The sequence below is a fragment of the Candidatus Nomurabacteria bacterium genome (genome assembly GCA_023898425.1).
In the GTDB taxonomy this organism is placed as follows: Bacteria; Patescibacteriota; Patescibacteriia; order 2-12-FULL-60-25; family 2-12-FULL-60-25; genus HK-STAS-PATE-2.
Map to the genome: position 1 here is coordinate 554670 of CP060222.1, position 25600 is coordinate 580269.

The window sequence follows — 25600 nt, forward strand, 5'->3', positions numbered from 1 at the left end:
TTTCTTATCTTGCTGGCACTGGTGCACTGTCTGGCGCTGGGGCCATCATATTTGTCACTGTACCTTCGGAGCCGCTTGTCACATCTCCCTTCATGTACATGATTGGGCTTGGGACATCTTCTAAAAATTCTGCTTTGATGAGCGGCACGATGGTACGATAATCATTTAGACCGTTGCCATCACCCGCGTCTACCTTGCCTGTCGCAAGCAACGCTGGGACAAAGTAGGTTTCATTTTTATTGTCTTTCCAGGAGTCGTAACGCATCACCACGAGTTCAAAGGCATCATATTGGATCTGAACACGAGTGCCTTTTTTGCCCCAACCATAGTATGGAGAACGACCGCCGTTTTTAAGCACTTCTTCTACAGCGCCTTTATCGATCATCGGATAAGATGAGGCTTCGAGGGATGTAGGAAGATTTGCATAACCTCCTGTAACCTCATACGTATCGAGTGAGACCGTGACTGTTAGAGCTTGCTGAGGATACCCAGACCAAGCATCGGTAACACGCTTACCGTCACGTTTATCAGGATAAACAATATTAACCGTACGTGGGTACCAGAAACATGGCGCAATTTTTTCTTCAACGGATGGCTCGATCATTATTGGCATCGCATCAGACTCTGAAGCTGTGACACCTTCTGAACGTGTTACTGGGCATGGCATGGATGATTGCTCCATGAGCGGCATAATCCAAGGCGCGTTTTCAAGTTCAGGCGCTGTTGTAACGTAGGATGATAGACCATGTGCTTTTACAAAGTCTTGGGCAACGTTGATCGCACGATCTTTGTCGAGCGTAGGCTGACCCTCGGCGTCTTGTGGTAAGGTATTTTCTTTCCACCACGAAAGATTATTGCTTGTTGCGTCAAAGTTCCAAGTAATACCGTTCTTCCCTTTCCATGAAGCATTGAGTGATTGCACATCATTTAATGCATCCGCTAATGACGAAGGTAGGCCTGCGGACTTAAGAAGAGATTTTGTAAGACCTGTGTCGATTTTTGCACGAATAACATGATAGACATCGGCTGACGCAGGCATAGAAGGCAACTCCCCTGCCCAGTGATAATCTGTTTCTAGTTGCGTATAATCACGGTCTTCGCCAGGATATGGAGCAATCATTTTGCTATCCAGCATACTTGGCGCAATACCACCACCCATCGGAGAAACAACTTCTGGTATCGCAGATCGTCCAGCGGACGTTACACTGCCATTACTAGAGTTCGCGATTGAACCAAAAGCCTGGCTTTGTTTTAAGCGTGTAATTTTGATTCCTTTTGTTGTACGAAAGATCGCCGCTTCGGTTGCAGGAGCGGCTGCTACAGAAGTTGCTATCGCTACTAATAGAAGGAGCGGAAAAACCATTTGTTTTTTCATAGTAAAAAATGAAGAATAATATCTACAACTACTATAACGTTACTTGATATTGCTTATGACACTAGATCTGCATTGGCTGTGTCTTACGTTTTACAGCGGGTAAAACCAGACGTAATTTTTTTACATAATCAAGTGTTTCGGTTGGTACACGCGAACGCGCTTTTACTTGGTGACGTTGCAAGACACCATCGATTTGGTCGTACCAGACATCGCGCTCAATGAGCGTTTTTACACGATTACTACCACCGTTATATGAACCAGCAATCGCTTCGGCAAGACGAATAGACCCTGCCGCATAAATACTATCAGGCAAATCTGCTTCCATCGCATCCATAAGCGCAAAGGCGGCTTTGCTAATATTTACATGATCACTCGTGCCTTGTTGTACATCTTGAATAAGCCCAAGCTCAGTGTGTTTTGCTAAACCCGTGTAGGTTGCTGGCATAAACTGCGCGATGCCTTGTGCACCCATATGGGATGATTGATTGCTATACGCTGTTTTTGGATTGATAGCATAGTTCACAAGAAATCGCTCAACAGCTGCATCCGGATTTGCTTGGACAGCAGCTAAACTTGAGTGCTCAATAACATAAAGAGTAAAGAGCATATTTTTATCAGCAACGCTTGCGAGCTTCTGACCTGGTTGAGCTCTTGAAATGACGTTACGCGCAGAGAGATCCGCGATAGCGGCATCTGCGACAGCATTGAGCATATCAGCACCTGCAGAAGCTACGTCAGGAGTTTGAAATTCTTTTTGATACGGTGTCTTGATCGCAATTTGCTCATCAACACCAATACGTTTACCAGCACTCAAAACCTCGGTCCAACGAGGATAACGAACCGCCATCATAATGTAACGGTTACCTGGAAATGAGTAGGTATAGCTCGCCAAACCACTCACCTTAACGGTCATTACAGGAAAATTTGGCGATGTGTAGGTAACCGGCTTCCAAGACTTGCCATCAAAAAGACCATCAACACGTACAACTTCGGTTGTTTGTGTATCATAAAGTACAAAAGATATTTCTCGCGGCTGTTGCATTTGCGTAAGATTTTTACGTGTAACCGCCGTTAAGCTCACGCCCTGCTCTAAGGTTGATTGTGCGTTTAATGCTACCTGCAATAATTTTGGTAGATTTGAAGGTAATGTCGGTGACACTGACGTCCCCGGTGTTGGCAATGGACGCGTGTCTGTAAAAATAGGAGGAGGCACAAAAGGACCTGAGTATACTGCAGGTGCTGTAGGCGCAGTCTTTGGCGCTGATGTTACAGGCGACAATATAAGCGTTGGCGTAGGCAAAGGACGTGTGTCTGTAAAGATCGGTTTTGGAACGAAAAAATTCTGATCAATAACAGATTCAGACGCCAATACTGGCCCCGCGGTAAACAATAAACCAAGACTTCCTAAAATGAGATAGAGCTTCACTTTGAGCATTTACTCATATTAACATAAAAAACAAACGAATGCTTGTTGATAAGCATTCGTTTAAAATATAACCCTAGGACGACGTCTATTTTGTCCATCGGCATATCCTCGCGCAACGGGTTTTTGTGACTGTTTACCTTCATGAAAGACAATACGCAAAGCCTTAGAGAGCAACCTATCAAGATTTCGATACCCGCTTGTAGCAAAGGCCTTATCAACTTTCACCCATTGAGCCTCCCAAATCGCACCCTCACCTGTTAATACCTCTTGTGCATCTGATGGTGCCTCAAATAAGAAGAAATAAACGGTTTTCTCGATGGTCGTCCCCTCTCTACGAAAACGAAAGAGCGTTCGGCCAACAGGGGCTATATAGCGCAAACCTTCTAAACCTGTTTCTTCTTTGATTTCTCGCACAGCTGTTTCTACTAAAGACTCCCCTAATTCTTGATGGCCTTTTGGAAAGGTCATGCGATTATATGGATCCTTGATAAAGAAGACTTCTACCGAGCCTGCTTTGCGACGAAAAATAATCCCGCCGGCAGATAGCTCAGTGCGAAATTTCGTTCGAGGACCCGGTTTCCGTTGCGGCTGACTCTGCGCTGTTCGATGCGCTGGAGTCCGCGGCTGTGGCTGGCGAGCTGGTCGCGGTGCCATTGAGGATCCCGAGGGCTCTTTCGAGTTGTGGGTCTCTTTGCTGTTCATAATCTTGCTCAGTACGATCTACGACCACATCGGGTTCGAGACCTGTTTTATTAATGGTTCTTCCAGATGGAGTGAGCCATTCAGCAATAGTGACCTTAAGCGCAGAACCATCAGAAAGATTCAGATAGTCTTGCACCGATCCTTTACCAAACGTTTTCATACCGACAACCGTTGCTGCTTTTTCATCTTGCAAGGCACCCGAAACGATTTCGGACGCGCTGGCAGAGCCTTGGTTAACCAAGACAACGGTCGGAATGCCTCGTAAGCGGGCATTGCCCGAGCTACGAAGCTGCTCAATTATTTGTCCTTGGCGACGCTCTTTCACGATGATCGAATCTCCGAGCCATTCGCCCGCCATTGCTACGGCGGTATCAAGGAATCCACCTGGATTATTCCTGAGGTCTAGGATAATACCTTTTGGATCCTTCTTCAAGACCTCCGAAACAGCCTTATCAAAGCCTTCTTTTGTGTCTGTATTAAAATTCGTTACTTCGATGACCGCAATCTGCTCTTCTGGCCACTTCACTCGAACGCTCTTTACCTGGATCGTCTCACGTACAATTTCTACATTATAAGGGTCATTTTTTGTTGATGGACGGTAAATCTTCAAAACTACCTTAGTCCCCTTTTCTCCACGAATTTTGGTAACAGCTTCTTCTACGCTCATACCCGTTGCGTCTGTGCCATCGATATCCACAATGATATCCCCCGACTTAAGGCCAGCTCGTTCTGCTGGAGTCTCGGGTAATGGCGCGATTATCGTGACATGATTATCACGCAAACCGATCTCGGCACCAATCCCTGAGAACGTACCTGATAAAGCCTGTTGAAAATCATTTGCTTCTTTTGGATCAAAGTACATTGTATACGGATCTCCCATACTCCCTGCCAAACCCTCTAAAGCACCATAGAACATTTGCTTATCTGTCACCGTATCTTCGTAGTACTTTTCTTTTAACTTACTCCACACCTCCCAAAATTGTTTAAATTCAACATCCTTATCAATGCTATTAGGCGCTGATTGCCCGATACCCAATACAGAACCACCAAATGCCGTAGAGGTTGAGTTTAAACCAGCAGAACTTGAAACGCTGGCTTTACCTGCAACGACACCTATAACAAGACCGCCAATAAAAATAGCGGTAAGCGTCATCCAAGGCTTGTGCTTACTTGGTGGCGTTGGAGGTAAAACTGGAGGATAGCTAGAGATCATAGAGTGTTTGATGTTTCGTCGTGAATAACTTCAATGTCTGCACCAAGGCTACGTAAACGCTCATCAAGTTTTTCATACCCACGATAAACGAGCTCGGCATTATGAATAATGGTTTCGCCATCAGCGAGCATACCTGCCAGTACCATGGTTGCACCGGCGCGCAAATCTAATGAACGAATTTCCGTACCCTTAAGTGGTGTTGGACCTGTAATGATAACGCGATGCGGATCAGCGACAATTGCATTTGCTCCCATCTTAATAAGCTCACTCACATATCCCATACGTGATTCAAAAAGCGGATCTTGTACCATGGTTGTTCCTTGGCACTGCGTTGCTAATAAACCAAAGATGGCTTGCAAGTCAGTAGGAAAGCCAGGATAGATAAGTGCTTGGATTTTTGGCACGGCTTCCATGCGACCAACGCCCTGAACACGAAATTTGTTCTTGCCGATAAGTTCGTGCTTTACCCCAATTCTGGTGAGTAGCGAGCGGATGGCATCAAGCTGTTCAGGCACAACCGGAGACATCGTGATATCACCCTTCGTTAATGCAGCCGCCACAGCAAATGTACCGACCTCTAACATATCCGGAACAACACTCCATGCTTTGCGAGGTGCTTTAAGTGAGCCAACGCCTTTAACCTCTAATTCGTGCGAGCCAATGCCTTTGATCTTCGCACCACATGCAACCAAAAAACGACAAAGATCTTGCACATGGGGTTCAGCCGCAGCTAAACGAATGAAAGTCGTGCCTTTTGCTAAACATGCCGCCATAATTAAGTTTTCTGTAGCCGTCACGCTAAACTCTGGCAAAATGATATAGGCGCCTTTTAGGCCTTTTGTCTTCATGACATATTGATCGCCATGCTTATCTGGCTCGATTGTCGCATCAAGAGCTGTAAGCGCAAACAAATGTGTGTCGATAGGTCTATTGCCAATCGTACAACCGCCTGGCTCTGATACAGCAACCGACTTAAAGCGCGCCAACATTGGACCGAGAAGCAAAATAGAAAAGCGCATGCGCTTCATCGCCGCTTTATCAAGCTTGGCTGGGTTGATGGTTTTCGTGTCGATCGTGAGCTCATTCTCCCCTGTCCACTCAACCTTACCACCCATACCAGCGATAATATCAAGAAGTTGTTGAAGGTCACTCAAGCGAGGGACATCGGTAAAACGCACCGGTCCTTTCACAAGGAGTGATGCTGCAACTAATGGTCCGATTGCGTTCTTTGCGCCTGAAATAGACACGTTTCCGCTTAGACGACGGCCGCCTTTTATTGCAAATTTCATATTGGATCGAAAAAAGTGTATCCTTTACCCATCATCATGTCGAGATCTCGCCGTCAGCCGCCATTTCATCGGCGCATTATCCCTTGGGTTTTTGTGATTGTTTTTATTGTTCTCGCGCCCACGCTACTCTTTTATACCGCAGGGTATCGCCTAAACCCAAATAAACGTGTCATTGAGCGCAATGGCACCCTTATCTTAGATACTACCCCTGGAGGTGCACGCATCTTTTTAAATGATCAGGAGCGTGCAGAAAAAACAGCTTCTACCATCCAAAACATGAATCCCGGCACTTATCAGGTGCGCTTTGAAAGAGCAGGCTACCATTCATGGAATAAACGTTTAGAGGTAAAAGCCGAGCAAGTGACGTTTGCAAATAAAGTCTACCTTTGGAAACAAGCCGAACCAAAACTTCTCTTAGAATCAACGACCGAACTTCTTTCGCGCAGTAACAAGAAGCAACGTTTTGTTGTTGCCGAAAGCACAACCACTTCTCAAGAATTACTTGTTTTTGATAATGATAACTTGTCTCGACGTATTCAGCTTACCTCTAAAACACCGGTCCATTCAGTGGATTGGAATGAAGCTGATGATGCCGTTGTTGCCAATATTGAATCCTCCGACGATAGCTACTGGGTAGATATTCGCTCTACAACAAATCAAAACAAACTCCCTCCTGGCGAATACCATTGGCACAATGATCTACTTACGGGTTTAAATAGCGAACGTCGCTATACCTATGATCCGCGTAGTAAACAGCTCTCGAGTATCGTGACTACAGACGGCAATGACGAACTTGCTCCTGTGACACTAACGCAAAGCACCAGCACCAACCTACAACTCCTCACCTGGAATAACGACACGAACCGCGCTTTCTCGCTTCCTCGTGGCAATTGGCTTATTCATAGCATAGAGGAAGATTTTGTCTTACTAGAGGATGGGCAGCGCTTGCTAGCCGTAAAAAATAAAAGCTCTGTCGCACAAGAAAGCTACGGCAAAATACAGTCTTGGCTATTAAACACCGATATTCCAACGGCTCTCGTACTCAATCAAAATGAGCTCTGGCTTTGGCAAATCGACCAAAATCCTGAACTTCTTGTGCGTAATAGTGATGCTATTATTAGCGCTGATTGGCATCCAAAAGCAGGTACAATTTTTTACGCAACCAAGACGCAAGTTTTTGCACTTGAACTTGATAATCGCGATGGCAGACAACGGACAGAGCTCGCCTCTTTTGAGTCTATTACGGATCTCGCGACGGTAAATGATCATCTCATTATTCTTGGAACAAAAGACGGTAAGACAGGCGTGTGGAGTTTGGATCTTGAATAAGCATCAAACAAAAAAGCCGTAGATTCGCATATAGCTTGTCTACGGCTCTGATAGCATTGCTTTTACAGCCGCCCATAATCCGTCTGTCTCATTTCTCTTCGTAGAGCATCTTTCATGAAACAAATGATTGAGCCAGGAATAGCAGGGTTTCTTATAAGCTCACCATCGTCTCCAACAACTCCCACAGAAGAATCTGCTAGATGAGCATTATAGCGTAACTGTAACTTAGCAGAAAGAGAAAGGCGCAAAAACACCACATCCTTGAAGTTATCGATACTGATGACGGTCAACACCGATCCCTTCATAATAACGACACTCCTTGCAGATAAATGCTTTGCGCTTACCTCATCCCTCGTACTCTTCTCATCAGTAGAGGTATTTCCATAGGTTATAAGCGTGACAAATTCATCGCCAATAAGTATGGGCCTATCGGGAGAATCGTTGTACGTAGAAGCACAAGTCCCTTCAGCGAAGGATACTTGATCCGGCATAAAGCCAATCGGCTTTTCGCGATAATTTCTATCCCCTTGTAAACAGGGCTTTGATTTACGCCAAAAAATACAATTCTGCTCAAGGACGCAACGAAGTTCGCCAAGATCACCTCTCTTGTAGAAGTACAAGACCCACACTTATCTAGCGTAAAATTACACCATTGTCAATGTATTTAGCACAAACAAAAACGCCGTAGACGAACGTTTTTTCGTTATGTCTACGGCAGCAGCGGAACTAAGCACCTACAAGGCCTTCTGTATCATAGCGCTCCCTTTTTTCCATGTGAGAAAGCATTACAAGATTTACAATAAATTCTTGACGGTCTGGCGCAAAATCATGATCGTCACTAGCATATCTTTTCTCACTCTCATCTGAAGAGGTCAAGGGAATATATCGATCTTGGTATCTGTGGTGACACCTGTCAGTGATTCTGTGCACCACACGATAAGTGTCCGCCGAGAGAACCTTTATAATCTTTAGCATTGAACCTTTGAGCAGCCAGTAGCTGACCATCTCATGCTCCTCGCAAGGACAATCACTCTTCTTGCACGACATGAGTCGATCTTGATCGAGAAGAAAAACATCTGAGACTCTGTATGCGTCTTTGCTCAGCGTAGCCACCACACTCGCATTTAGTACGGGCCGCTGGTTATCCCATCCCTCCGGGGGATCCCGATACGGGGATTTCTTGTGAGACCCTAATACCGACTCGTTCTCACGAAAAAAGAATGCGCTACGCAAAAATTCTATGAGCCGCTTCATGACTACCTCTTTGTCGAAAAGTACAAAATCCCGTCTTTTTTAGACTATAATACCCTTAACGTCAATGCGTTTTATATAAACAAAGAAAGGGGCCGGGGGATGATTTTTTCCTCGTGACTCTACAGCGACGCCCTTATACTCTCTGCCACCTCTTTTGCCTCTCCCTCTTCATACGGTTTGCCTGGCCAATGTTTGAATCCGTCATTCTCAAAACGTGGAATAATGTGAAAATGGGTGTGAAAAATCACTTGTCCCGCTGCTTCATTATTGTTTTGGATGATATTGAATCCTTGAGCTCCAGTTGCTTGCATGACACCGGCGGCGATTTTTTTCACGGCGATAATCAAAGCGCTAAGCGTCTCGTTATCAATATCAACGAGATTCTCTGAGTGCTTCTTCGGAACAACTAACACATGACCTTTATTTGTAGGATGAATATCTAAAAAGGCATAGACGTGATCGTCTTCATACACTTTTTCGCATGGGATTTTACCAGCGATAATATCAAGAAAGAGTTGGGTGTTTTTCATAAGCGTAATAAAGAATGAATACAAAGGTTATGGCAATTGCTCCAAGAACACCAAATGCATGCCAACCAGCGCCAAGAAGAATACTAGCAAAAAGCATGATACCCATAAGCGCTAAAAACATCGCCACGAGAAAGCCTGCTAATGCGCCCTGGCCGCGTGCAAAGAAGCAAAGCGTCAAAACCCCCATGATCAAGACGGGCAACGGTATATAGGGCAATACAGAGCCTGGGAGAAGCCACTCGATTGCGACAAGCAATGCACAAACGACAATACCCCCCTCAGCGAGGGCACGTAGAAAAAACTTTGCATATTGTATGATGAGCATATTATTGTAAGCGCTTATACGCACGGCGGGCTTCAGCTTTTATTGTTTGCCAGAATTCTTGAGCGCTCAGTGACGGACGCGTGAATCTTAATCTTACAGAACGAATATCAAAAGCGCCTAAACGACTTTCGATACCCGGTAATCCTAGTGAAAGTTTTTGAGATTCTGATGTATCGGGTAAATCAAAGAACGTTGAGACTTGATACCAATTATCACCTAGACTAATTGGCGTTTTATAAGGCGTGCGGATCGCTATAATCCCCTCTTCTAAAGGTTTTGTTTCTGCCGTTAATCGTCGTAGCGTTGGGACAAATGCGGCTTGTTCATCAACAGCAAAATAACCATCTCCAATAATACGAATATTGCTAAGCGGTTGACTTACAGTGAGCCATGGCGCAGATACGTCTTTTGCATCACGTGATAAGGCGTAAACCGTATGCGTTCTTTCGATAGGCTGACGTAATGCGCCAAACGAAATGGTTTGTAATGAGTCCGCATGACGCACTTCGGCGGTAATATGTTGCGAATTTGTGAGCCAAGTTGTTGATGCTTGACCTTCTTTATACCCCACCGAATCTCCCGCATAAAAACGCGGACCGACGACCCAGCGTCGCATTGAAGACTCAATATGACGAATGAAAAAATCATCATCTGATTGAAAGGTTAACCGATAAATCCCAGAAGATAATCCGCTAGCAAAAATACGCTTGGTAAATGGTTGGCTCATCTTTGCATCCAAAGATCCACTTACAGACACGGGCTCCGTTAAGATGATTTCGCTCCCCTTGCGTAAGACAAATGCCGATACATTTTGCGTCCCTGCACGTGCACGATTAGCGTCTTGTAAAACAAAGCTCATGTCAATCACACCATCTACTGGCACGATCCAAAATTCATGTGTCCCGCGTAAATTGATATCAATCGAACGAGAAAGTGGCACCGTATCATTTAGTTCAAATTTTGGAGAATCCGCTCCCCAAACCAAAACGCGTTGCGGATCTTTTGAAAGAAGATCCGAAGGCACGCCGTCATTACGAATAAAACCATGCACTCCTTGATACTCGGCTTCTTGCCATCCCTTGGTTAATTGCTCGCTAAAAAATGGCTTATACTCAAATTGAAATGCTTCTTCATCACGCAATATCCCGAGTTCTGCAAGTGGCTGATCTTTTGCGCGAATATCAAAGGCGACTTCGAGCCGATCAAAAGGCCCTGGTAAACGCACCGTTGTATAAACAGGCTCAGCGGTAATACGTTGCCCCACCCATTGATCTGGTTGCTTGCCAGGTGATGTAACACGCTCGCCAGGTTGAAATGGATACAGCCAAATACTACTCCCATCAAAGCGAAAGGATTTCTCAATCATTCCTGATGGCGGAAACTGTTGCAATAATACAAAGGCAATAACGCTTGCACAAAGTGTCCAAGCAACGAAGCGCATAAGACTGCGCGCAAACAATGACAGTTCACTCATCGGAGATACTGGATACGGTACAATACAAAACGATCAAAAGCGAAAAGCTCTTCGAGCTGCATCCCCTGCGCGCGCCACTCATCTTTTTGTTTTTGTGATAATGGACGTGAATAATATGCTGACGGTGTATCAATCTGCTCTAGAGCTTTTGAGATTTGCTCAATAGGAGGCATGGGCGAAACAGCGCGATAATCAGGAAAGAAAATCTTATCTGAACGATCCGAAAAACGATCGCTCCTTGAGGTAAGACCTCTGCCGTTTTCTCTCGTGTCTGATCATTGAGACGTGTAGAACGGATGACTGACACGATTGCTTCATCATCACCAAGAATCGCGTGATAACCTCCAAAGAGTGATACACATGCCACGAAAATGATGAGCGCTTTTTGATACTGTTTATCAATGCGATCAAAGCACCACGCTACCGCCCATGCTGACAGCAAAGCTACGGGCAATAGGTAACGTAAAAAAGAGTTTCCTACTGTTATTGAACCTGGGCGAATATGATCTTGGTAAAGACCATTGCCGTAATAAGCGACTAATAATCCAAGACCAAGAGCCGCTGCTATAAATCGATAATCCGGCAAGACAATTTCCTTCCATACGCTACGAAGTTTCTTGCGGTATTTGATACTCACCTGAATCCAAGGTGACAGATAATAGAGCGAGATGACCGTTAGTACTATCGTCCAAGGCAAGGCATAGCCAAGAGCAAATGATTTGATATTCCACCAGATATTACGAGGATGAACACCGAAGGCAAAAAGCGATACAACGCTCTGACCTTTCTGCTCACTTACTATTTGATCCGTTCCGACTAAAGATACGCTATTATCACGTAAGAAATATCCGATACGCCAAGGCGCCCCATAGGTACGGGTCGTTATGATGCCCATAGGCAAAAGGACAATCATCAAACCTGCGATCACAGCACATAAAGGTGTTTTTTGACGAAGCAATGAGCGCAAGCTCTTTTTCGTAAGATGACCTTGTGCTGCTAGAACACCCAGTAACCATGGCCCTATCCAAAAGAGCTCAATAGGACGAATGATACAGATCAAAGCGAATAGCACCCCCGAAACAAAATACTTTGCAATAACTGACCTTTTTTCTAATTGAGTACTATTTGTGTCCAATTTAGTATTAGACTGCATTGCGTATGTTAACCATAATACAGCGGCAATGATGGATGGATTCGGAAACAAACTACGATTGAGATAAAGTTGAAACGGCGGATAACAAAGCAGTACCAAGATACCGAGCAATGAACCCGGGCGTGAAAACGCTTTACGCAAAAGCACATACATCGCAGGGACGATACTTGCAGCAATACCGACACTCACCCACTTTGTAAGCGCTGTACCAAAAATAATTATGAACAATGATAGTACCCAAGGCCAACCCAAAAAGCCCACCGGCACAATCACCTCACCCTGAGATACCCAACTACGCGGATGAAGCCATCCTGCCTGAGCCACGAGCGGTTCCTCCAGTGCACCACTATAGGTGCTAGCCATATGCTTTGCGGTGATGAGTACAGCCGTCTCATCTGGTGACGAAAGTGTCTTACCGCCAAACCATAGCAAAGACGAGCCAACCAGCCAGGTAGCGGCAAAAAGTCCCCAGGCAATAACCCGGTCCTTCTTGTTCTCGGGGAGAGACATTTGTGATAACCTTAACCCATGAAACGGTATTTTGTCATTCTCTCGGTCCTGACGCTCATTTCAGCGCAAATAGGGTCGCTCGCTAGCCCAGCCTTTGCCGCCGGCTATGAAATCCCCGCCGCTGACCTCGCGAATGGTTTTAACCCAAACGCCATCTTAACGGACGATGATATTTTTGATGTAACCCGAATGGATCTAGCTTCTATCCGTGCTTTCTTAAAGGCGCATGGTAGCTTAAATTCAATTCGCGTCGTCGATATCGATGGCGTAGAAAAAGAACCTGCTGAGGTCATTTGGCGAGTCGCTAATAGCTATCGCATCAATCCGCAGTATCTTCTTGTTTTACTTCAAAAAGAACAAAGCCTTGTAGAAACAAAAAACATTACTCAACGTGCTCTTGATTGGGCAACTGGTTTTGGTGTTTGTGATAGCTGCGCCAAAGACGATCCACGTATTCAAGATTTTAAAGGTTTTGCCAACCAACTTGATTACGCAGCCAAGCAACATCGCGAACGCTACTACATGCAGCTACTTGGACGTGGTACCACTATCTCAGGACATGCTCCAGGCAAGACAGTGCTTATTAGTGGCTCAGCAGTAACACCGGTCAATAATGCAACGGCCATGCTTTATACCTATACGCCACATATCCATGGTAATCTAAACCTTTGGCGTATTTGGCAACGTTGGTTTTCGCTCACACTCCCCGACGGCACCATCGCTCAAACCGATGATGGTCAAATCTACCTCATCCGCTTTGGCACAAAAAAACCTTTCGCTTCTAAGATGGTCGCTTATAGCATGATTGATTCATCCAAAATCATCCAAGTGAGCACGAGCGATCTCATCAGCTATCCAACAGGTGAAAGCATTGAATATCCTAATTACTCCATCGTTGAGACCCCTTCTGGCAAACTCTACCTTCTTACCGATGGTAAAAAACGTCTCATCAAAAGCCAAGATGTGTTTCGTAAGCTCGGCTTTATCACCGATGATATTATCGTTATCGAAGATGAGAACCTCAGCTCTTATGAGCTAGGTGCAGATATCTCTTCAGAAAAACAATACCCAACAGGGTTGCTGGTTCAAGATCCAAAAAAGAACTATTGGTATGTGCAAGATGATACGAAACAACGCATCGCCGACCCTGCTTTGTTAGGAATTTACTTTAAAGGCCGAAAAGCAAAGATCCTTGATCAAGCGACGGTAGATAGCTACAAAACCATCGCTCCCTATGCTTTGCGTGACGGTGAGCTCGTGCGAAGCGTTACACATCCCGCTGTTTATGTTGTAGAGCTTGGCAAATTAAGACCTATTGTCTCTGGTGAAGTTTTTGAACGCGTTGGTTGGCAGTGGCGAAACGTCGTCGTTGTATCAGACGCCTTTGTTGCTAATGCAGAAAAAGGCAAAGCTTTTACACTAGACACAGCCCCAGCAGAGGCACCTCCCGCCGAAGAAGCGTCACTCACCATCTCAACCATCACAAACAACTAATATGATTGTCTTTGCAGCCATGGTCCCCCATTCGCCATTACTTATCCCAAGTGTTGGAAAAGAACATCGAGATGCTTTAGCGCAAACATTAAAAGCCTACGAACAAATTGAGCAGGCGCTTTATCTAGCAAAACCAGATACGATTATTATCATTTCTCCACATGCGCAAATGTATCCAGATGCTTTTAGTGGAAACATGTCTCCAAAATACATTGGATCACTAAAAGCCTTTGGGGATTTTGAACCGCTTTTTGAAGCAAAGGCGGATTTTCTTTTACTCGATCATATTCATCGCGCGATGCGTGATAACAAAGTGCCTTTTACATTGAGTTCATCTGAAGAGCTGGACTATGGTATTAGTATCCCTTATTCACTGCTTACGACACATCTACCTAATGTAAAACTCGCACCGCTTTCGACATCGATGCTTGGCGTTGCCGAGCATGCACAGTTTGGTCGCGAGCTCGCTAATATCGTACGTCAAGAAACACATCGTATTGCTATTATCGCTTCTGCGGATCTTTCGCATCATGCAAATGAAGCTTCGCCAAAAGGTGCAACAGCAGAGGGTGCTTGGTTTGAAACAACCGTCCGAGAAGCTGCGCTTACACAGAATCTTCAATCTCTCTTAGAGATGGACTCAGCTAAATGCGAAGCCGCGGGCCAATGTGGCCAAAAACCGCTAGCTATTTTACTTGGCGCCTTAGAAGGTATTAACCTAAAAGCAAGCGAGCTCTCATATGAGGCTCCATTTGGCGTAGGTTATAGCGTTATCAGATTTGATCTTGCTTAATACATGCCGTATCGCGTCATACCTGTGATGAGAACGCCCCATGGCGTTGATGCTTTTGATTATGCTTCTGAGAGCAACTATCAACCGGGTGACGCTGTCTGGATCCCCTTTCGCAAAGGCAAGACCTTGGGGATTGTCCTCGAAAAAACAAAAAGCTCTTCGATTCGTGAGTTAAAAACGATTCTTGGACCTTATGCAGATTTGCATTTTTCTGAAGACGGGCTCGCGCTTAGTCAATGGCTCGCAAAACAAACTTTTACTTCATTGCCAAGCATTTGGAAAAGCTGGTTGCGCGATTATCCCAAAAAACCTAAAACAACGAACGTTCGCTATCCAACAAAACGTAAAAAAACGGAGATCAACGCTACCTGGCGATTAGAAGCAAAAGAGGCACTCATTAACGCAGCAAAAGAAGCGCTTGAAAAAAACGAGCGTATCTTGATCTTAACACCATGGAAACATCGTGCCGTGGATTTTGCTTCGTCATTAGATATCCCTCAGTTTACGAGCGAGCTGAATGCAGGTGACGCCTATCGTACCTGGACAGACTTTGCCACCGGAGAAACGCCAGGTCTTGTGACAACGCGTGTTGGTGCTTGGATTGGACAATTTGCCGATCATGTCTTTCTTGATATCCCTGAGCAAGACGACCATAAGCAAGATGAGCTCGCTCCTCGTTTTGATGCTCGTAAAATCGCATTACGTTTAGCTGAGCTTAAACGTGTCTCTGTAAGTGCGTTTGGGTTAAATCCCCCTTTGCATTCTGATGAATCAGCGCCAAGTATCAATGTCCGCCATGAAATCATCATACGACAACGTGCTGGCTATTCTCGTATCCCGATGATTCAAGAAATCGCTTACCAAAAGCTTTTAGACGAAGATCGTGCAACGGCTGTTGTTTTTCATCCAATAAAATTTGAGCTCGCAAAACTCACCTGTCGTGATTGTGGTTGGCAACCGCTCTGTAAGCGCTGTGACTATGTTCTCTCGTCACATCAAGGCCAGGCTCATTGTAAGCGCTGTGGTAATAATCAACCTATATGCCAGAGCAATGTGGCAAGTGTAGTAGCATTGATCTCGGTAAAAGCATGCCTGGCATCGATCGGCTTAAACGCGTCTGGAATGAAAAGCACCCAGACATCGCCATCGAGTGGCGTGGTGTAAGCGCCGAAGAACTTGATCGTCCTCTCCCCAAAAGGCGATCGTCCTTCTTACGGATGGCGACCTGCTTGCGGGCGCAGAGGATATTCGTAAAAACGAAAGACTTTGCCACGCTTTTCGTCGTTTAGCTGCCTCCGTACAAGAAGCAGAAGGCTCACTCTCTATTCAAACATCTGAACAATCAGCACATCTTTGGGGCCCGTGGCTCACAACAGAAGGGTATACAAAATGGCGAACACATGAACGAAAGACGCGTGAGCTCTTTCAATATCCCCATCGCAACGGGTTATAAAGGTGCTTATGGATGGTACGCAGCACGCGATCTTTGACTGGCTTCATCGTATAGAAAAAATCTTTGGTGACACTATTAGCACACGTGGACCATTTGAGGTTCCATTTCGTACCAAAGGCAGTAGCTTGCGTTTTTGCCTACACATTCTTCCAAAAGATAATCGTTTAAGCGAAGCCTTCTTAGACCAACTCGCGTCATTGATCACCGAAAAGATGTACATTGATCTTGACCCTATCTCCTTTTTTCGCTAATGTAAGGCAAATTATATGTTTGAAGTCGTTAAACTCCCAACCAAGACCTTACGTGAACGCTCGGTAGAAGTTGATCCAAAAGAGGTCACTACACCTGAGTTTCAGGCCTATCTTGATGAACTCATCGAAACCATGTTCGCTGAGGATGGTGTTGGTATTGCCTCACCACAAGTTGGTCGCAATATCCGCGCCATTGTTGTGAACTACGGCAAACACGGTCCAGAATGCTATATCAACCCTGTTATGACCAAGGCCTCAGAAGCAAAAGTTTCTAGCGAAGAAGGTTGTCTTAGCGTCTACAATGAAGATGGCTCCACAAAGATTTGGGGAGATGTAGAACGTCATCGCAAGATAACGGTCAAAGCTCTCAATCGCCTTGGACGCGAAGTAACCCTCGAGTTGCGAGACTTTCCTGCTATTGTGATGCAGCATGAGATAGACCATCTCGATGGCATTCTTTTTGATAAAGCAAAAGATACACATACCCACGACCATGGACACAGCCACTAAAATCCTTTTCTTTGGTACATCATCTATCGCTGTTCCGGCTTTACGTGCGCTCGTCAATGACGAGCGCTTTGAGGTTGTTGGCGTTGTCACTCAACCTGACCGCCCTATTGGGCGTAAAGGCGAGATGCAGTCGCCGCCCGTTAAACTGGCGGCCGAAGCATTGCATGTGCCTGTTTTTCAATTTGAGAGCGTAAAATCAGAAGAGGCTTATCTTTCTCTTTCGGTCACAGGCTTTCAAGCTGCTGTTGTTGTGAGTTTTGGTCAAATTATCCCACAAACGGTATTAGATTTGGCACCAAATAAGTTTATCAATATCCATGCTTCGATTTTGCCAAAGTATCGTGGCTCATGTCCGATTAATATGGCGATAGCGAATGGTGATACAGAAACAGGTGTTTCATTGATGGTTTTGGATGCAAAGATGGACCATGGACCAATCATCAGTATCGAAACAACACCTATCACCAAAAATGATGATGCAATTAGCCTTGGCGAACGTGTAGCTGAAATAGGCGCCAACTTACTTATTCGTGATCTTCAAGATTATCTCAAGGGTGTTATTCCTGCCAAAGAGCAAGATCATGAGCAAGCAACCGTTGTTTCGATGTTAAAGCGTGAAGACGGCTATCTCGACCCAAAAACCATGACAGCCGAAGAGATGGAGCGTCGTATACGTGCCTTTAGACCATGGCCAGGCACATCCATTGCTCTTGCTGACGGTAAACGTCTTAAGATTCTCGAAGCCGAGCTACGCGAATTCAAAGATGATTCTCTCCCGTGTCTAATAGGTAAAGATCAAAAGATTCTTGCTCTTAAAACCGTGCAACCCGAAGGAAAAAACGCGATGAATGGTGAAGATTTTTTAAGAGGGTATAAAGGTGAATTATAGTTTACCTCATCCATTTCTTACAGAAAGCCAAGTTATTGCTTCTTCATGTGTTGAGATCTCCCCACGATCGCGTGCCTCTTCAACAAGAGCCAATGTCTTTCCCATTTCTGGCCCTGGAGGTATGCCGAGCGACTTCAGATCTGCTCCATTGATTAACTGGTTCTTTTTAGGGTCAAGCCAACCAGGATTTTGTGAAAGCTGCTCTCGCAATAAGAGCGCTGGACGATCATCTCCAGACCCAGATAGCGCAAGTAGCGTTTCTAGAGAGGCTGGGTAGATTCGCTTAATAACTTTACGAACTTCATTTGCTAACTGCTTCTCTGATAGCTCATTTGCTTCAAGCGCCTTCCAAATTCTTAGCGGTTCAGACCGCTCGCTCAAAAGAGCATTAATTGGATTCACGACATCTTTTTTAGAAAAACTTGTTTTCTTTAAAAAATTCTGTACTGCTTCATTTTCTTTTCTATCTATCATCGAACAGATAGCCCCTAACATTGCCTGCAGCTGCTCATTTTCTGTAAAGACATGTTCATCATTATGTATCGTTTCAGCGACATGATCTACACGTTGCGCTAGCGAGTCCCAAGAATCCGTAAGATTAAGTTCAGGGTAATAACGCTCAATAATACCAAGCTCTTTACTCAAGCGAAGCCCTATTGAAGGGCGCTCTGATTTTAAAAGAAGCTTTCTCCACTCCTCCGTAATTCGTTCATTGGATAACTCATCTAAATCACCCCTGTCTACCATTTCTTGCATGAGAGCAAATGACTTCTCTTCTGCTCGTAGATCCATACGTGCAGCAAATTGTATCGCTCGATAGACACGAAGTGGATCATCTTGAAAACGTTCTTCGTCAGTGACGCGTAATGTTTTGGATATTAAGTCCTCTATCCCTCCAAAATAATCTTCATATTTTCCGGTAAGTGGGTCAACAGCTAACGCATTAAACGTAAAATCACGTCGTCGAGCCGCCTCTTTGATGCTCATGGCTGGGTCTCCATGGATCTCAAAACCCTTATGACCGGCACCCACCTTAGATTCACGACGTGGGATTGATATGTCGAGATCCAGGCCATCCCCGAGGGCTACTTTAAAAATACCAAATGCTCGTCCAACCTTATTTACTTTATTGCCATAGAGTTGATCTAAAAATTCTTCAAGACGTGCTGCCGGGACACCATAAACTTCGACGTCTGCATCCTTAGGGTGCTTTCCAATTAATGAATCTCTGGCGAATCCTCCGACGATGAGTAATGCCGGATCATTGTCAGGATATTTCGGATCAGGCGGGCAAGATTTGACCTTGGTTGCAAGCGCGCTGACAGCGTCTAAAATACGTTTGTCTTGAGAAAACAACCTTTCGCGATGAACAGCCGGATCTGTCAGGTCCTCCATATCTTGAGGAAGATCCTGTTTTTCGGGCAAGCGTTCGGAGGCGCTAAAAGGGTTAACCGTTTCAAAAGATTGTTCCATAGGTCTCAAAAACATTTTTTTTATTGCATCGCGAAGGTTAACGGTTGATCGAGATCGCCTCTACACGACTTGTCTCTCCTTGATAGACAGATTCGCTTTTTACCATACCCACTCCTTTTACAAGCCAAAGATAGTTTGTTGTGGTGATAGGTGGCATTTGTGATGCAAATTGTTGCATTATAGCATTTGCTCCAAAATCAATAGTCACTGTCGTTTTTTGTTCTATTTTGATAGCGGTAAAGGTTCCTGCTGGCACCGTCACTGATTCTTCTGCAAGAGCTTTTTGTTGCATAGCGATGGATTGCTTCATATTTACTGGCTGATTACCCATTGCCGGAGTCGTGAATTTGCCCTCTACAGCATAGGTCGTATCCCACTCAGAACCTACGCGAAGATCCTTCGGGAGAAAGACACCTTCTTGAGAAAGTGTTTCAAAAGAAGCGTCTGTTCCGGAGAGAGCCGCCGAAAGGTCAAGATAGCCCTCTGCGACAATTGATTCTCCCGAGCAACGATAGCTCGCCTGCAACGTGATATCTGGATGTTCTGAAAAGGTTATTTCCATGTGGATCGTTTCATCATCAACCTTGGTGATGCGTTGCGTAAATGCTCCCGAATCAGGAGTATTTGATTGATAGGTGATGCTTTGATCCTGCTTTGAAGGAAAGTAAACATTCGCACAAGCAGCACTCGATGGAGCGCTCGGATTTGGCTCACCAACTGCTATCGAAGGACCAGGACCTTCAGCCGAGGGTCGCGAAGGTGATGTGCTGCAGCCTGCGCCTAATAACGCGACGCTAAGCGAGAGAACGAGGAGTTTTTTCATATGACTCTAGTATACCAGACAAACGCAAAAGCCGACCGGAGGATCCGATCGGCTTCACTGTAAGGCTAGATGACGTCAAAGAGCTTTTGAATCACTTGGTTCAACACGAAGCTTTGGCGATATTCGACTTCACCCAACTTCAAGACGATGTTGATCATTCCGGACGAATGCCCAATGAAGAGCGACCCGTCTTGGCTGAGAATCGAACTCAAAAGACTGCGGTTCATCTCTTCTATTGTGCTTGGACCTTCACTATCCTCGTAGCAGCTACCAAGGTCAAAGGTCCAGCCGCTAATAATACTGGATACATCCGTATTCGGAAATACGAACTCATACTCACGCTCGCCATCATCCCAAAGGATGAGACACAAACCTTTTTGTAAGTGCCACGATCTATTGATCGTAAGCTCGATATAGACCTTACCGTGTTCGCCCTCGTCCTTTCTGGCCAAGCCCTGAAGACAGAGAATATCGTCCTCGGCAAATTCTGGCACCACTTTGATAAGTTTTTTCACACTAGCTCCTGTTCAGTGGTAAATGTACGTTCATTTTATTACACTATATTACTACTTTTGTCAACGCTCGGGCAGATACGTAGACCTCCATCATAATCACCGCCAAAATCCCTAATGGATGGTTCACATAGGGGGTAAAGGCATGGATAACGACTAATGCCAAGATGGCGGCAATAAGCCCTCGTTTTAGATCTGACTCAATAGTAGACTTACGAATCTCATTTGCGACAAATAATAACCAGGACAAAACAACCAAAACTCCAGCCCCTAACTTTAACCAAAGATCATGCCAACCCCACTCAAAGGCATACGTCGTATATTCTTTGCCTGTTGCTGCTACTCGTGGGTCAGCGCTTTTATAGGTCACAGTTTTACCAAAACCTGAGCCTAAGATCGGGTTTTTCGCAATTTCCTTCGTGAGAGCGGGCAAAAGAATCCAGCGACTTTGAGCGGCAGCTTCGCCGGTGTCGAAGCGGTTCAAGAGCGCATCATCGAGGGCACCGTTCTTGCTTGGTGGAATTGGGAAAAATGCGAGGATGGCTATCAATATTACCCCAGCGATGCCAGCAATAGTCGTCCAGCCCACATTCGCGAAAGACTCTTTCATATTCTTTAAACGGAAAGCATCGACTGCCATACTTAAGACCCAGACGCCAACAGCAGCGCCTACGCCTAAAAAGAAGCTACGGCTCAATGAAATAACAATAATCGCGGTACCAATAGACAAAAGCCCAAGACGAAGCTTTTTGGACAGAGTCTTGTGCGCAAACAAAGCGATAACAAAAGCGAATACCCAGTAAATCTGCGATTGGATAAAGACGCGATAAAGCGAGCCATCCGCAAAAATACGCGTAATCTCCCCTATCCCTGAGCGGCGGATAAAGAGATAGACCGGGACTTGGATAGCGCCTGTATCATGAGAGTAGATATAGAAAAGCAAGAAGCTCAGACCCGCGTTTACCACTAGACCGACCGTGAGCGCCGCCACCATAGGTCGCACGATATCCGCCGTATTTTGACGAATAAGCTGATAGAGCGGAAATGCTAGCAATAGAACTCCCCAGTTATTCGCATCTGCTAATACGAATGGCTGATCTAATGCAAAACCACGTAGCACGCCGTAAGCAATAGTGAGTATTAATAAAAGATAAATTGTACGCTCCTTGATCCAATCCGTATGATACTTCCAATAGACTGACCATCTTTCTCCAAAAAACCAAAGACCCAAGAAGGCAAAAAAGAAGAGCTGACGAATGCCGAGACCACCATCATTTACGATGTCTGCTCCAATTTTGAGCATACCGCCTTTTGAACCAATAACGTATTCAGAAGCCATCAATGCAAAACCATGGGCTGGTGATTTATAAGTAACCCTGCTAAAGATAAGAGTCACTAGAATAGCTAACACGGTATTCGCTTGAGGAACGATTCTTGCGATGATCGTGGCAAGAAAAAGCAGTCCTAGCCACGCACCAAAAAACAACCCTTCGCCCAACCAAGATTTTTTACGTGGTGCGAGATCGTGTTTTGTGCGAATAATATCATCAGCCTTGAGATACCAAGCAATAAATGTTGGCGTCCAACCAATAGCTTGCCAAGGAATGTCGTAGGAGAATGATGGGAGCCAACGACTCATACCAGCAGCTTTTCGCTCTTCAAAAACCATGAGCTCACGATCTACCCAAATACCTTTTTTTCCTTGCTGTGCTAGCTGTAGAAAATAATCCCAATCCTGAAATTTTTTGAGTGATTCGTCAAAACGTATCGCTTCATTTTTTCGTAAAAGAACACTTGTATGAATATAGTTTTTCTCACGTAAAGCATCTGCATCAAATGGACGACCTCTGAACGCTTTCTTCCCAAACCGAAAATTTGGATACGCAAAACTTGCCTCTGGATGATCTACGAGCGCTTTGATTAACACCTCTAATGCATCCGTAGGCAAATGAGCATCGGCATCCAAAAAGACAATGTATTCGCCATTTGCTGAATCCAAACCTGTATTACGTGCAAAAGGTGCACCACGGTTTTCTTCAAAGCGAATAAGCTTGGCGGCAAAAGCAAATCCATCCAGATCTTCTTGTTGGATTCGATCGATGGATCCGTCATCAATAACGATGACTTCGATCGCTTTTTCAGTTTGTTGATCAAGTGACGCTAAACACGCCCGCAACTCTTCGCGGTGTTCGAGAACAGGAATAACAATAGAAACTTTTGGCGACATACTTATAGTTGCGACATCCACGTACGCAAAACACGAGCACGATCCTCCCAACGAAAATCTTTGATAGCACGATTGCGCGCTGCTTCTCCTAAACGTTTTTTTAATTGCGAATCTTTTCGTAATGCTTCAATCGCATCAGCGATACGACGCGGGTGATGCGGGTCTACTAGCAAACCCGTTACTCCGTCCAATACAGCCTCTGGTACACCACCGCTATTGCCCGCGATTGCAACGAGACCAAAAAGCGCCGCCTCTAAAAAGACGATGCCGAACCCTTCAATATCATCTTCTTCTTCGCGTACTGGTAGCGCAAAAGATCTGCCGCCGCATACCATTCTTGTTTTATTTGATCAGATACGTTGGATACAAATTGTACTCGTTCACCAAAATGCTGTGCATGACGATCGAGGCGTTCGCGATCAGAACCATCACCTAAGACAACTAACTTAACGGATGCATCTACAAAGCTCATAGACTCAATGAGGCGGTCGATTCCTTTTCGTGGCACCAACCGAGCCACCGAAAGAACCAAGGTGTCCCCTGCTCCAATGCCAAACTTCGCTCTCGAAGAGGCTTTGTCCGGTAGCTTTTGATCTTGCTCCACAGCAGGCAGTAATACTCTGAACGACTGTCCTTTTATAATTGAATGCAATTCTTCACCTGCACGTTGTGAGTTTACGAGAACAAGCTTTGCCTTTTTGATGATCTTTCGAAAAAGCCATTGCTTAATACGAGACTTTTTTGCCAAACGAATATCAAGACCATGTAGTAATACAATATATGGAACACCGCCAAAATAGCGTGCGATCATCGCAGCTGTACCTAACGGCAAGACGTGACTCACCATGATACCGTCATACCCTCGTCCGCGCATGGCCCACATCTGAAAAATAGAGATCCACCATCCAAAAGGACCAGGAGCAAATAAACGGATTTTTTCTGCAGGCGCATCAATAGAATCTGGATGCGTACGATCTACAAAAACCGTAACCGTAGAACTACCTAATGCCTTGGCAAGATTCCAAAGATATCGAGCAACGCCACCTTGCTGAGGTGGATAATCGATAGTAATAAGGGCAATTTTTTTCATATTAAATCGTTTCGATAGGCTTTGATCCAGCGTATCGCTTAAACAGCCAGCCAGCCACACGTTGAACGTCAGAAATCGTCACTAAGCGTACAGCAAAATTAAGAACTAAAGCTACAAATCCAGCGCAGGCCGTCACAATAAGCGGATGTGCAAAATAGCTTGCCCAATCTACAAAAAGCCAAATACCAGCCGCCACAATTGCACCTTGTAGATGAAGACGAATCCATGAGGTCCAGATGACTTCATGGCGGACATACCACATACCAATCAAATAAAGGGTCACAAAACTTGCTATCGCCGACCATGCCGCACCTACGGCACCCATGGTCGGGATAAGTATCCAGTTTACCGACGCATTAATCACCATCGCAATACCCATGGCAGCCGTCTTTTGATGGGCTCTATGCGTCGCATTAAGTAAGGAGCCGATCGGAAAATCTAAGAAAATCGGAATTAATACCCAAGCTAATACCTGCAAAATATGTGCTGACACAGCATAGGTCTCGCCGTATAAAAACGGCACAAGCACAGGTGCAAGCGCTGCGAGCAATGCCGCCATCGATACGCCAAACAGCACCATAAGACGCAATGAACCCATTAATAATACTGGCAAGGATTCTTTTTCATGTCGCGCGGCATGACTCATGCTTGGGTAAAGCGCCGCAACAAAGGCCATCGGCAAAAACTGCAGTGCATAGGTTAACTTATAGGCAACTGCATATTCACCAAGTGCTGCATCCCCATGAAAGTGAAAGATGATCTGAGAATCGATATAGGAGTAGACTTTAACGAAGATGCCCGACAAGCCAAATGGAACTGCCATAAGCAACATATCGCGCATACTTGCCCCAGTACCCACCTGCGGCGTTAGATGTAGCCTGTAGAGCGTCTTTGAGCTCCAAAAGACATTCCAGCTACTTGCGAGCAACAGCGCTACAATCAAACCAAATACCCCATAACCAAAATACGCTGCCGTTACTCCACTAATCGCTGCCACTGTCTGACCAACGAGCATTCCGATCGCTTCAAAGCGCAGGTCACGATAGCCACGTATAACACCATAGAACAACGTTGAGAGCGAGTCAGCCGACATGACGAGCGCTGATATCACCAATGCCCAAATCTCCATATCACGTAACCCAATCGTCCAGCCATAACTAAGAGCCGCCAAACAAGCGATTGGGATCAAAAATGCCTTTAACTGCAATGCAAAACGAAAAAATCGGCGCCCAAGCAATGCATCACGTGCGCTCTCGCGGATAATAACTGAAGTAAGCCCAAGATCCGTAAATGTGACGAAGATCGACGTGATAGAAACGATATGAAAATACGAACCCGTTACCTCTTTACCTACTAAACGCGCAATCCAAGTAAAAGCCAAAAATGACAGCACTTTTTGCGCCGCATTCCCCACCATCAATAAGGCGGCATTTCTTGCCACGGAAGCCGCTTGAGACATGCCTATAGGGTATAGAAAAACCCTTCTTTAAGGAAGGGTTTTAGTA

At 45.2% G+C, this 25600-nt stretch carries 25 protein-coding genes; 7 read left to right on the forward strand and 18 right to left on the reverse strand.

Annotated features, from left to right (window positions below; all coding sequences use genetic code 11):
• Window positions 1–4: 4 nt before the first annotated feature.
• From H6759_03275 to murA, 5 genes are all read right to left on the reverse strand, one after another.
• Window positions 5–1375 carry a hypothetical protein gene (locus H6759_03275; GenBank protein USN52028.1) on the reverse strand — a complete coding sequence of 457 codons (1371 nt, stop codon included), beginning with the start codon at window positions 1373–1375 and terminating at the stop codon, window positions 5–7.
• Window positions 1376–1436: 61 nt separating this feature from the next.
• Entirely contained in the window at window positions 1437–2810 is a 1374-nt protein-coding gene (locus H6759_03280; protein ID USN52029.1) for a hypothetical protein, read from the reverse strand.
• Between the two features lie 51 nt (window positions 2811–2861).
• Window positions 2862–3455 (reverse strand): NUDIX domain-containing protein, encoded by a 594-nt coding sequence (locus H6759_03285; protein USN52030.1) that lies wholly within the window; start codon window positions 3453–3455, stop codon window positions 2862–2864.
• Entirely contained in the window at window positions 3349–4716 is a 1368-nt protein-coding gene (locus H6759_03290) for a S41 family peptidase (GenBank protein USN52031.1), read from the reverse strand. The genes H6759_03285 and H6759_03290 overlap by 107 nt, the downstream gene beginning before the upstream one ends.
• Window positions 4713–6005: a UDP-N-acetylglucosamine 1-carboxyvinyltransferase gene (murA, locus tag H6759_03295; GenBank protein ID USN52032.1), complete on the reverse strand. Its 1293-nt coding sequence runs from the start codon at window positions 6003–6005 to the stop codon at window positions 4713–4715. Before murA ends, H6759_03290 begins: the two co-directional genes overlap by 4 nt.
• A 36-nt stretch (window positions 6006–6041) precedes the next feature.
• Here murA and H6759_03300 point away from each other — a divergent pair, with 36 nt between their 5' ends.
• The gene (locus H6759_03300; protein ID USN52033.1) at window positions 6042–7334 is read left to right on the forward strand and encodes a PEGA domain-containing protein; all 1293 of its coding nucleotides are present in this window, start codon (window positions 6042–6044) and stop codon (window positions 7332–7334) included.
• A 62-nt stretch (window positions 7335–7396) separates the two neighbouring features.
• Here the strand turns inward: H6759_03300 and H6759_03305 are convergent, their stop codons facing one another.
• The 6 genes from H6759_03305 to H6759_03330 all read right to left on the reverse strand — a co-directional run bounded on the left by H6759_03305 (window position 7397) and on the right by H6759_03330 (window position 12580).
• Complete coding sequence (locus tag H6759_03305) at window positions 7397–7954, reverse strand: hypothetical protein (GenBank protein ID USN52034.1); 558 nt, start codon at window positions 7952–7954, stop codon at window positions 7397–7399.
• A gap of 753 nt (window positions 7955–8707) precedes the next feature.
• A complete protein-coding gene (locus tag H6759_03310; GenBank protein ID USN52035.1) occupies window positions 8708–9118 on the reverse strand; it encodes an HIT family protein in 411 nt (136 codons plus the stop codon).
• On the reverse strand, window positions 9093–9443 hold the full coding sequence (locus H6759_03315; GenBank protein USN52036.1) for a hypothetical protein: 351 nt from the start codon (window positions 9441–9443) through the stop codon (window positions 9093–9095). The genes H6759_03310 and H6759_03315 overlap by 26 nt, the downstream gene beginning before the upstream one ends.
• Window position 9444: 1 nt before the next feature.
• The gene (locus tag H6759_03320) at window positions 9445–10917 is read right to left on the reverse strand and encodes a hypothetical protein (protein ID USN52037.1); all 1473 of its coding nucleotides are present in this window, start codon (window positions 10915–10917) and stop codon (window positions 9445–9447) included.
• Window positions 10914–11090, reverse strand: a complete 177-nt coding sequence (locus tag H6759_03325; GenBank protein USN52038.1) for a hypothetical protein — start codon at window positions 11088–11090, stop codon at window positions 10914–10916. The genes H6759_03320 and H6759_03325 overlap by 4 nt, the downstream gene beginning before the upstream one ends.
• Complete coding sequence (locus tag H6759_03330) at window positions 11057–12580, reverse strand: hypothetical protein (GenBank protein USN52039.1); 1524 nt, start codon at window positions 12578–12580, stop codon at window positions 11057–11059. The genes H6759_03325 and H6759_03330 overlap by 34 nt, the downstream gene beginning before the upstream one ends.
• An 18-nt stretch (window positions 12581–12598) precedes the next feature.
• On the opposite strand from H6759_03330, the gene H6759_03335 reads away from it, so the two are divergent.
• The 6 genes from H6759_03335 (at window position 12599) to H6759_03360 (ending at window position 17970) form a co-directional block, all read left to right on the forward strand.
• Window positions 12599–14074: a hypothetical protein gene (locus H6759_03335; GenBank protein ID USN52040.1), complete on the forward strand. Its 1476-nt coding sequence runs from the start codon at window positions 12599–12601 to the stop codon at window positions 14072–14074.
• A gap of 1 nt (window position 14075) precedes the next feature.
• Entirely contained in the window at window positions 14076–14867 is a 792-nt protein-coding gene (gene amrB, locus H6759_03340; GenBank protein ID USN52041.1) for an AmmeMemoRadiSam system protein B, read from the forward strand.
• 3 nt (window positions 14868–14870) lie between these two features.
• Window positions 14871–16031: a hypothetical protein gene (locus H6759_03345; GenBank protein USN52042.1), complete on the forward strand. Its 1161-nt coding sequence runs from the start codon at window positions 14871–14873 to the stop codon at window positions 16029–16031.
• Between the two features lie 297 nt (window positions 16032–16328).
• Window positions 16329–16571 (forward strand): hypothetical protein, encoded by a 243-nt coding sequence (locus tag H6759_03350; GenBank protein USN52043.1) that lies wholly within the window; start codon window positions 16329–16331, stop codon window positions 16569–16571.
• 15 nt (window positions 16572–16586) lie between these two features.
• Window positions 16587–17081 carry a peptide deformylase gene (def, locus tag H6759_03355; GenBank protein USN52044.1) on the forward strand — a complete coding sequence of 165 codons (495 nt, stop codon included), beginning with the start codon at window positions 16587–16589 and terminating at the stop codon, window positions 17079–17081.
• Window positions 17065–17970, forward strand: coding sequence for a methionyl-tRNA formyltransferase (locus H6759_03360; GenBank protein ID USN52045.1), 906 nt, complete (start codon window positions 17065–17067; stop codon window positions 17968–17970). Before def ends, H6759_03360 begins: the two co-directional genes overlap by 17 nt.
• Window positions 17971–17976: 6 nt before the next feature.
• On the opposite strand, the gene H6759_03365 is transcribed toward H6759_03360, so the two are convergent.
• The 7 genes from H6759_03365 to H6759_03395 form a co-directional block, all read right to left on the reverse strand.
• Window positions 17977–19443 carry a CCA tRNA nucleotidyltransferase gene (locus H6759_03365; GenBank protein USN52046.1) on the reverse strand — a complete coding sequence of 489 codons (1467 nt, stop codon included), beginning with the start codon at window positions 19441–19443 and terminating at the stop codon, window positions 17977–17979.
• Window positions 19444–19480: 37 nt separating this feature from the next.
• Window positions 19481–20266, reverse strand: a complete 786-nt coding sequence (locus H6759_03370; GenBank protein ID USN52047.1) for a hypothetical protein — start codon at window positions 20264–20266, stop codon at window positions 19481–19483.
• A 65-nt stretch (window positions 20267–20331) separates the two neighbouring features.
• Window positions 20332–20781: a hypothetical protein gene (locus H6759_03375; GenBank protein ID USN52048.1), complete on the reverse strand. Its 450-nt coding sequence runs from the start codon at window positions 20779–20781 to the stop codon at window positions 20332–20334.
• Between the two features lie 43 nt (window positions 20782–20824).
• Complete coding sequence (locus H6759_03380; GenBank protein ID USN52049.1) at window positions 20825–23005, reverse strand: glycosyltransferase family 2 protein; 2181 nt, start codon at window positions 23003–23005, stop codon at window positions 20825–20827.
• Window positions 23006–23007: 2 nt separating this feature from the next.
• On the reverse strand, window positions 23008–23340 hold the full coding sequence (locus H6759_03385; GenBank protein ID USN52050.1) for a glycosyltransferase: 333 nt from the start codon (window positions 23338–23340) through the stop codon (window positions 23008–23010).
• Window positions 23259–24095 carry a glycosyltransferase family 4 protein gene (locus H6759_03390; GenBank protein USN52051.1) on the reverse strand — a complete coding sequence of 279 codons (837 nt, stop codon included), beginning with the start codon at window positions 24093–24095 and terminating at the stop codon, window positions 23259–23261. The genes H6759_03385 and H6759_03390 overlap by 82 nt, the downstream gene beginning before the upstream one ends.
• 1 nt (window position 24096) lies before the next feature.
• The gene (locus H6759_03395; GenBank protein ID USN52052.1) at window positions 24097–25554 is read right to left on the reverse strand and encodes a flippase; all 1458 of its coding nucleotides are present in this window, start codon (window positions 25552–25554) and stop codon (window positions 24097–24099) included.
• Window positions 25555–25600: the final 46 nt, after the last annotated feature.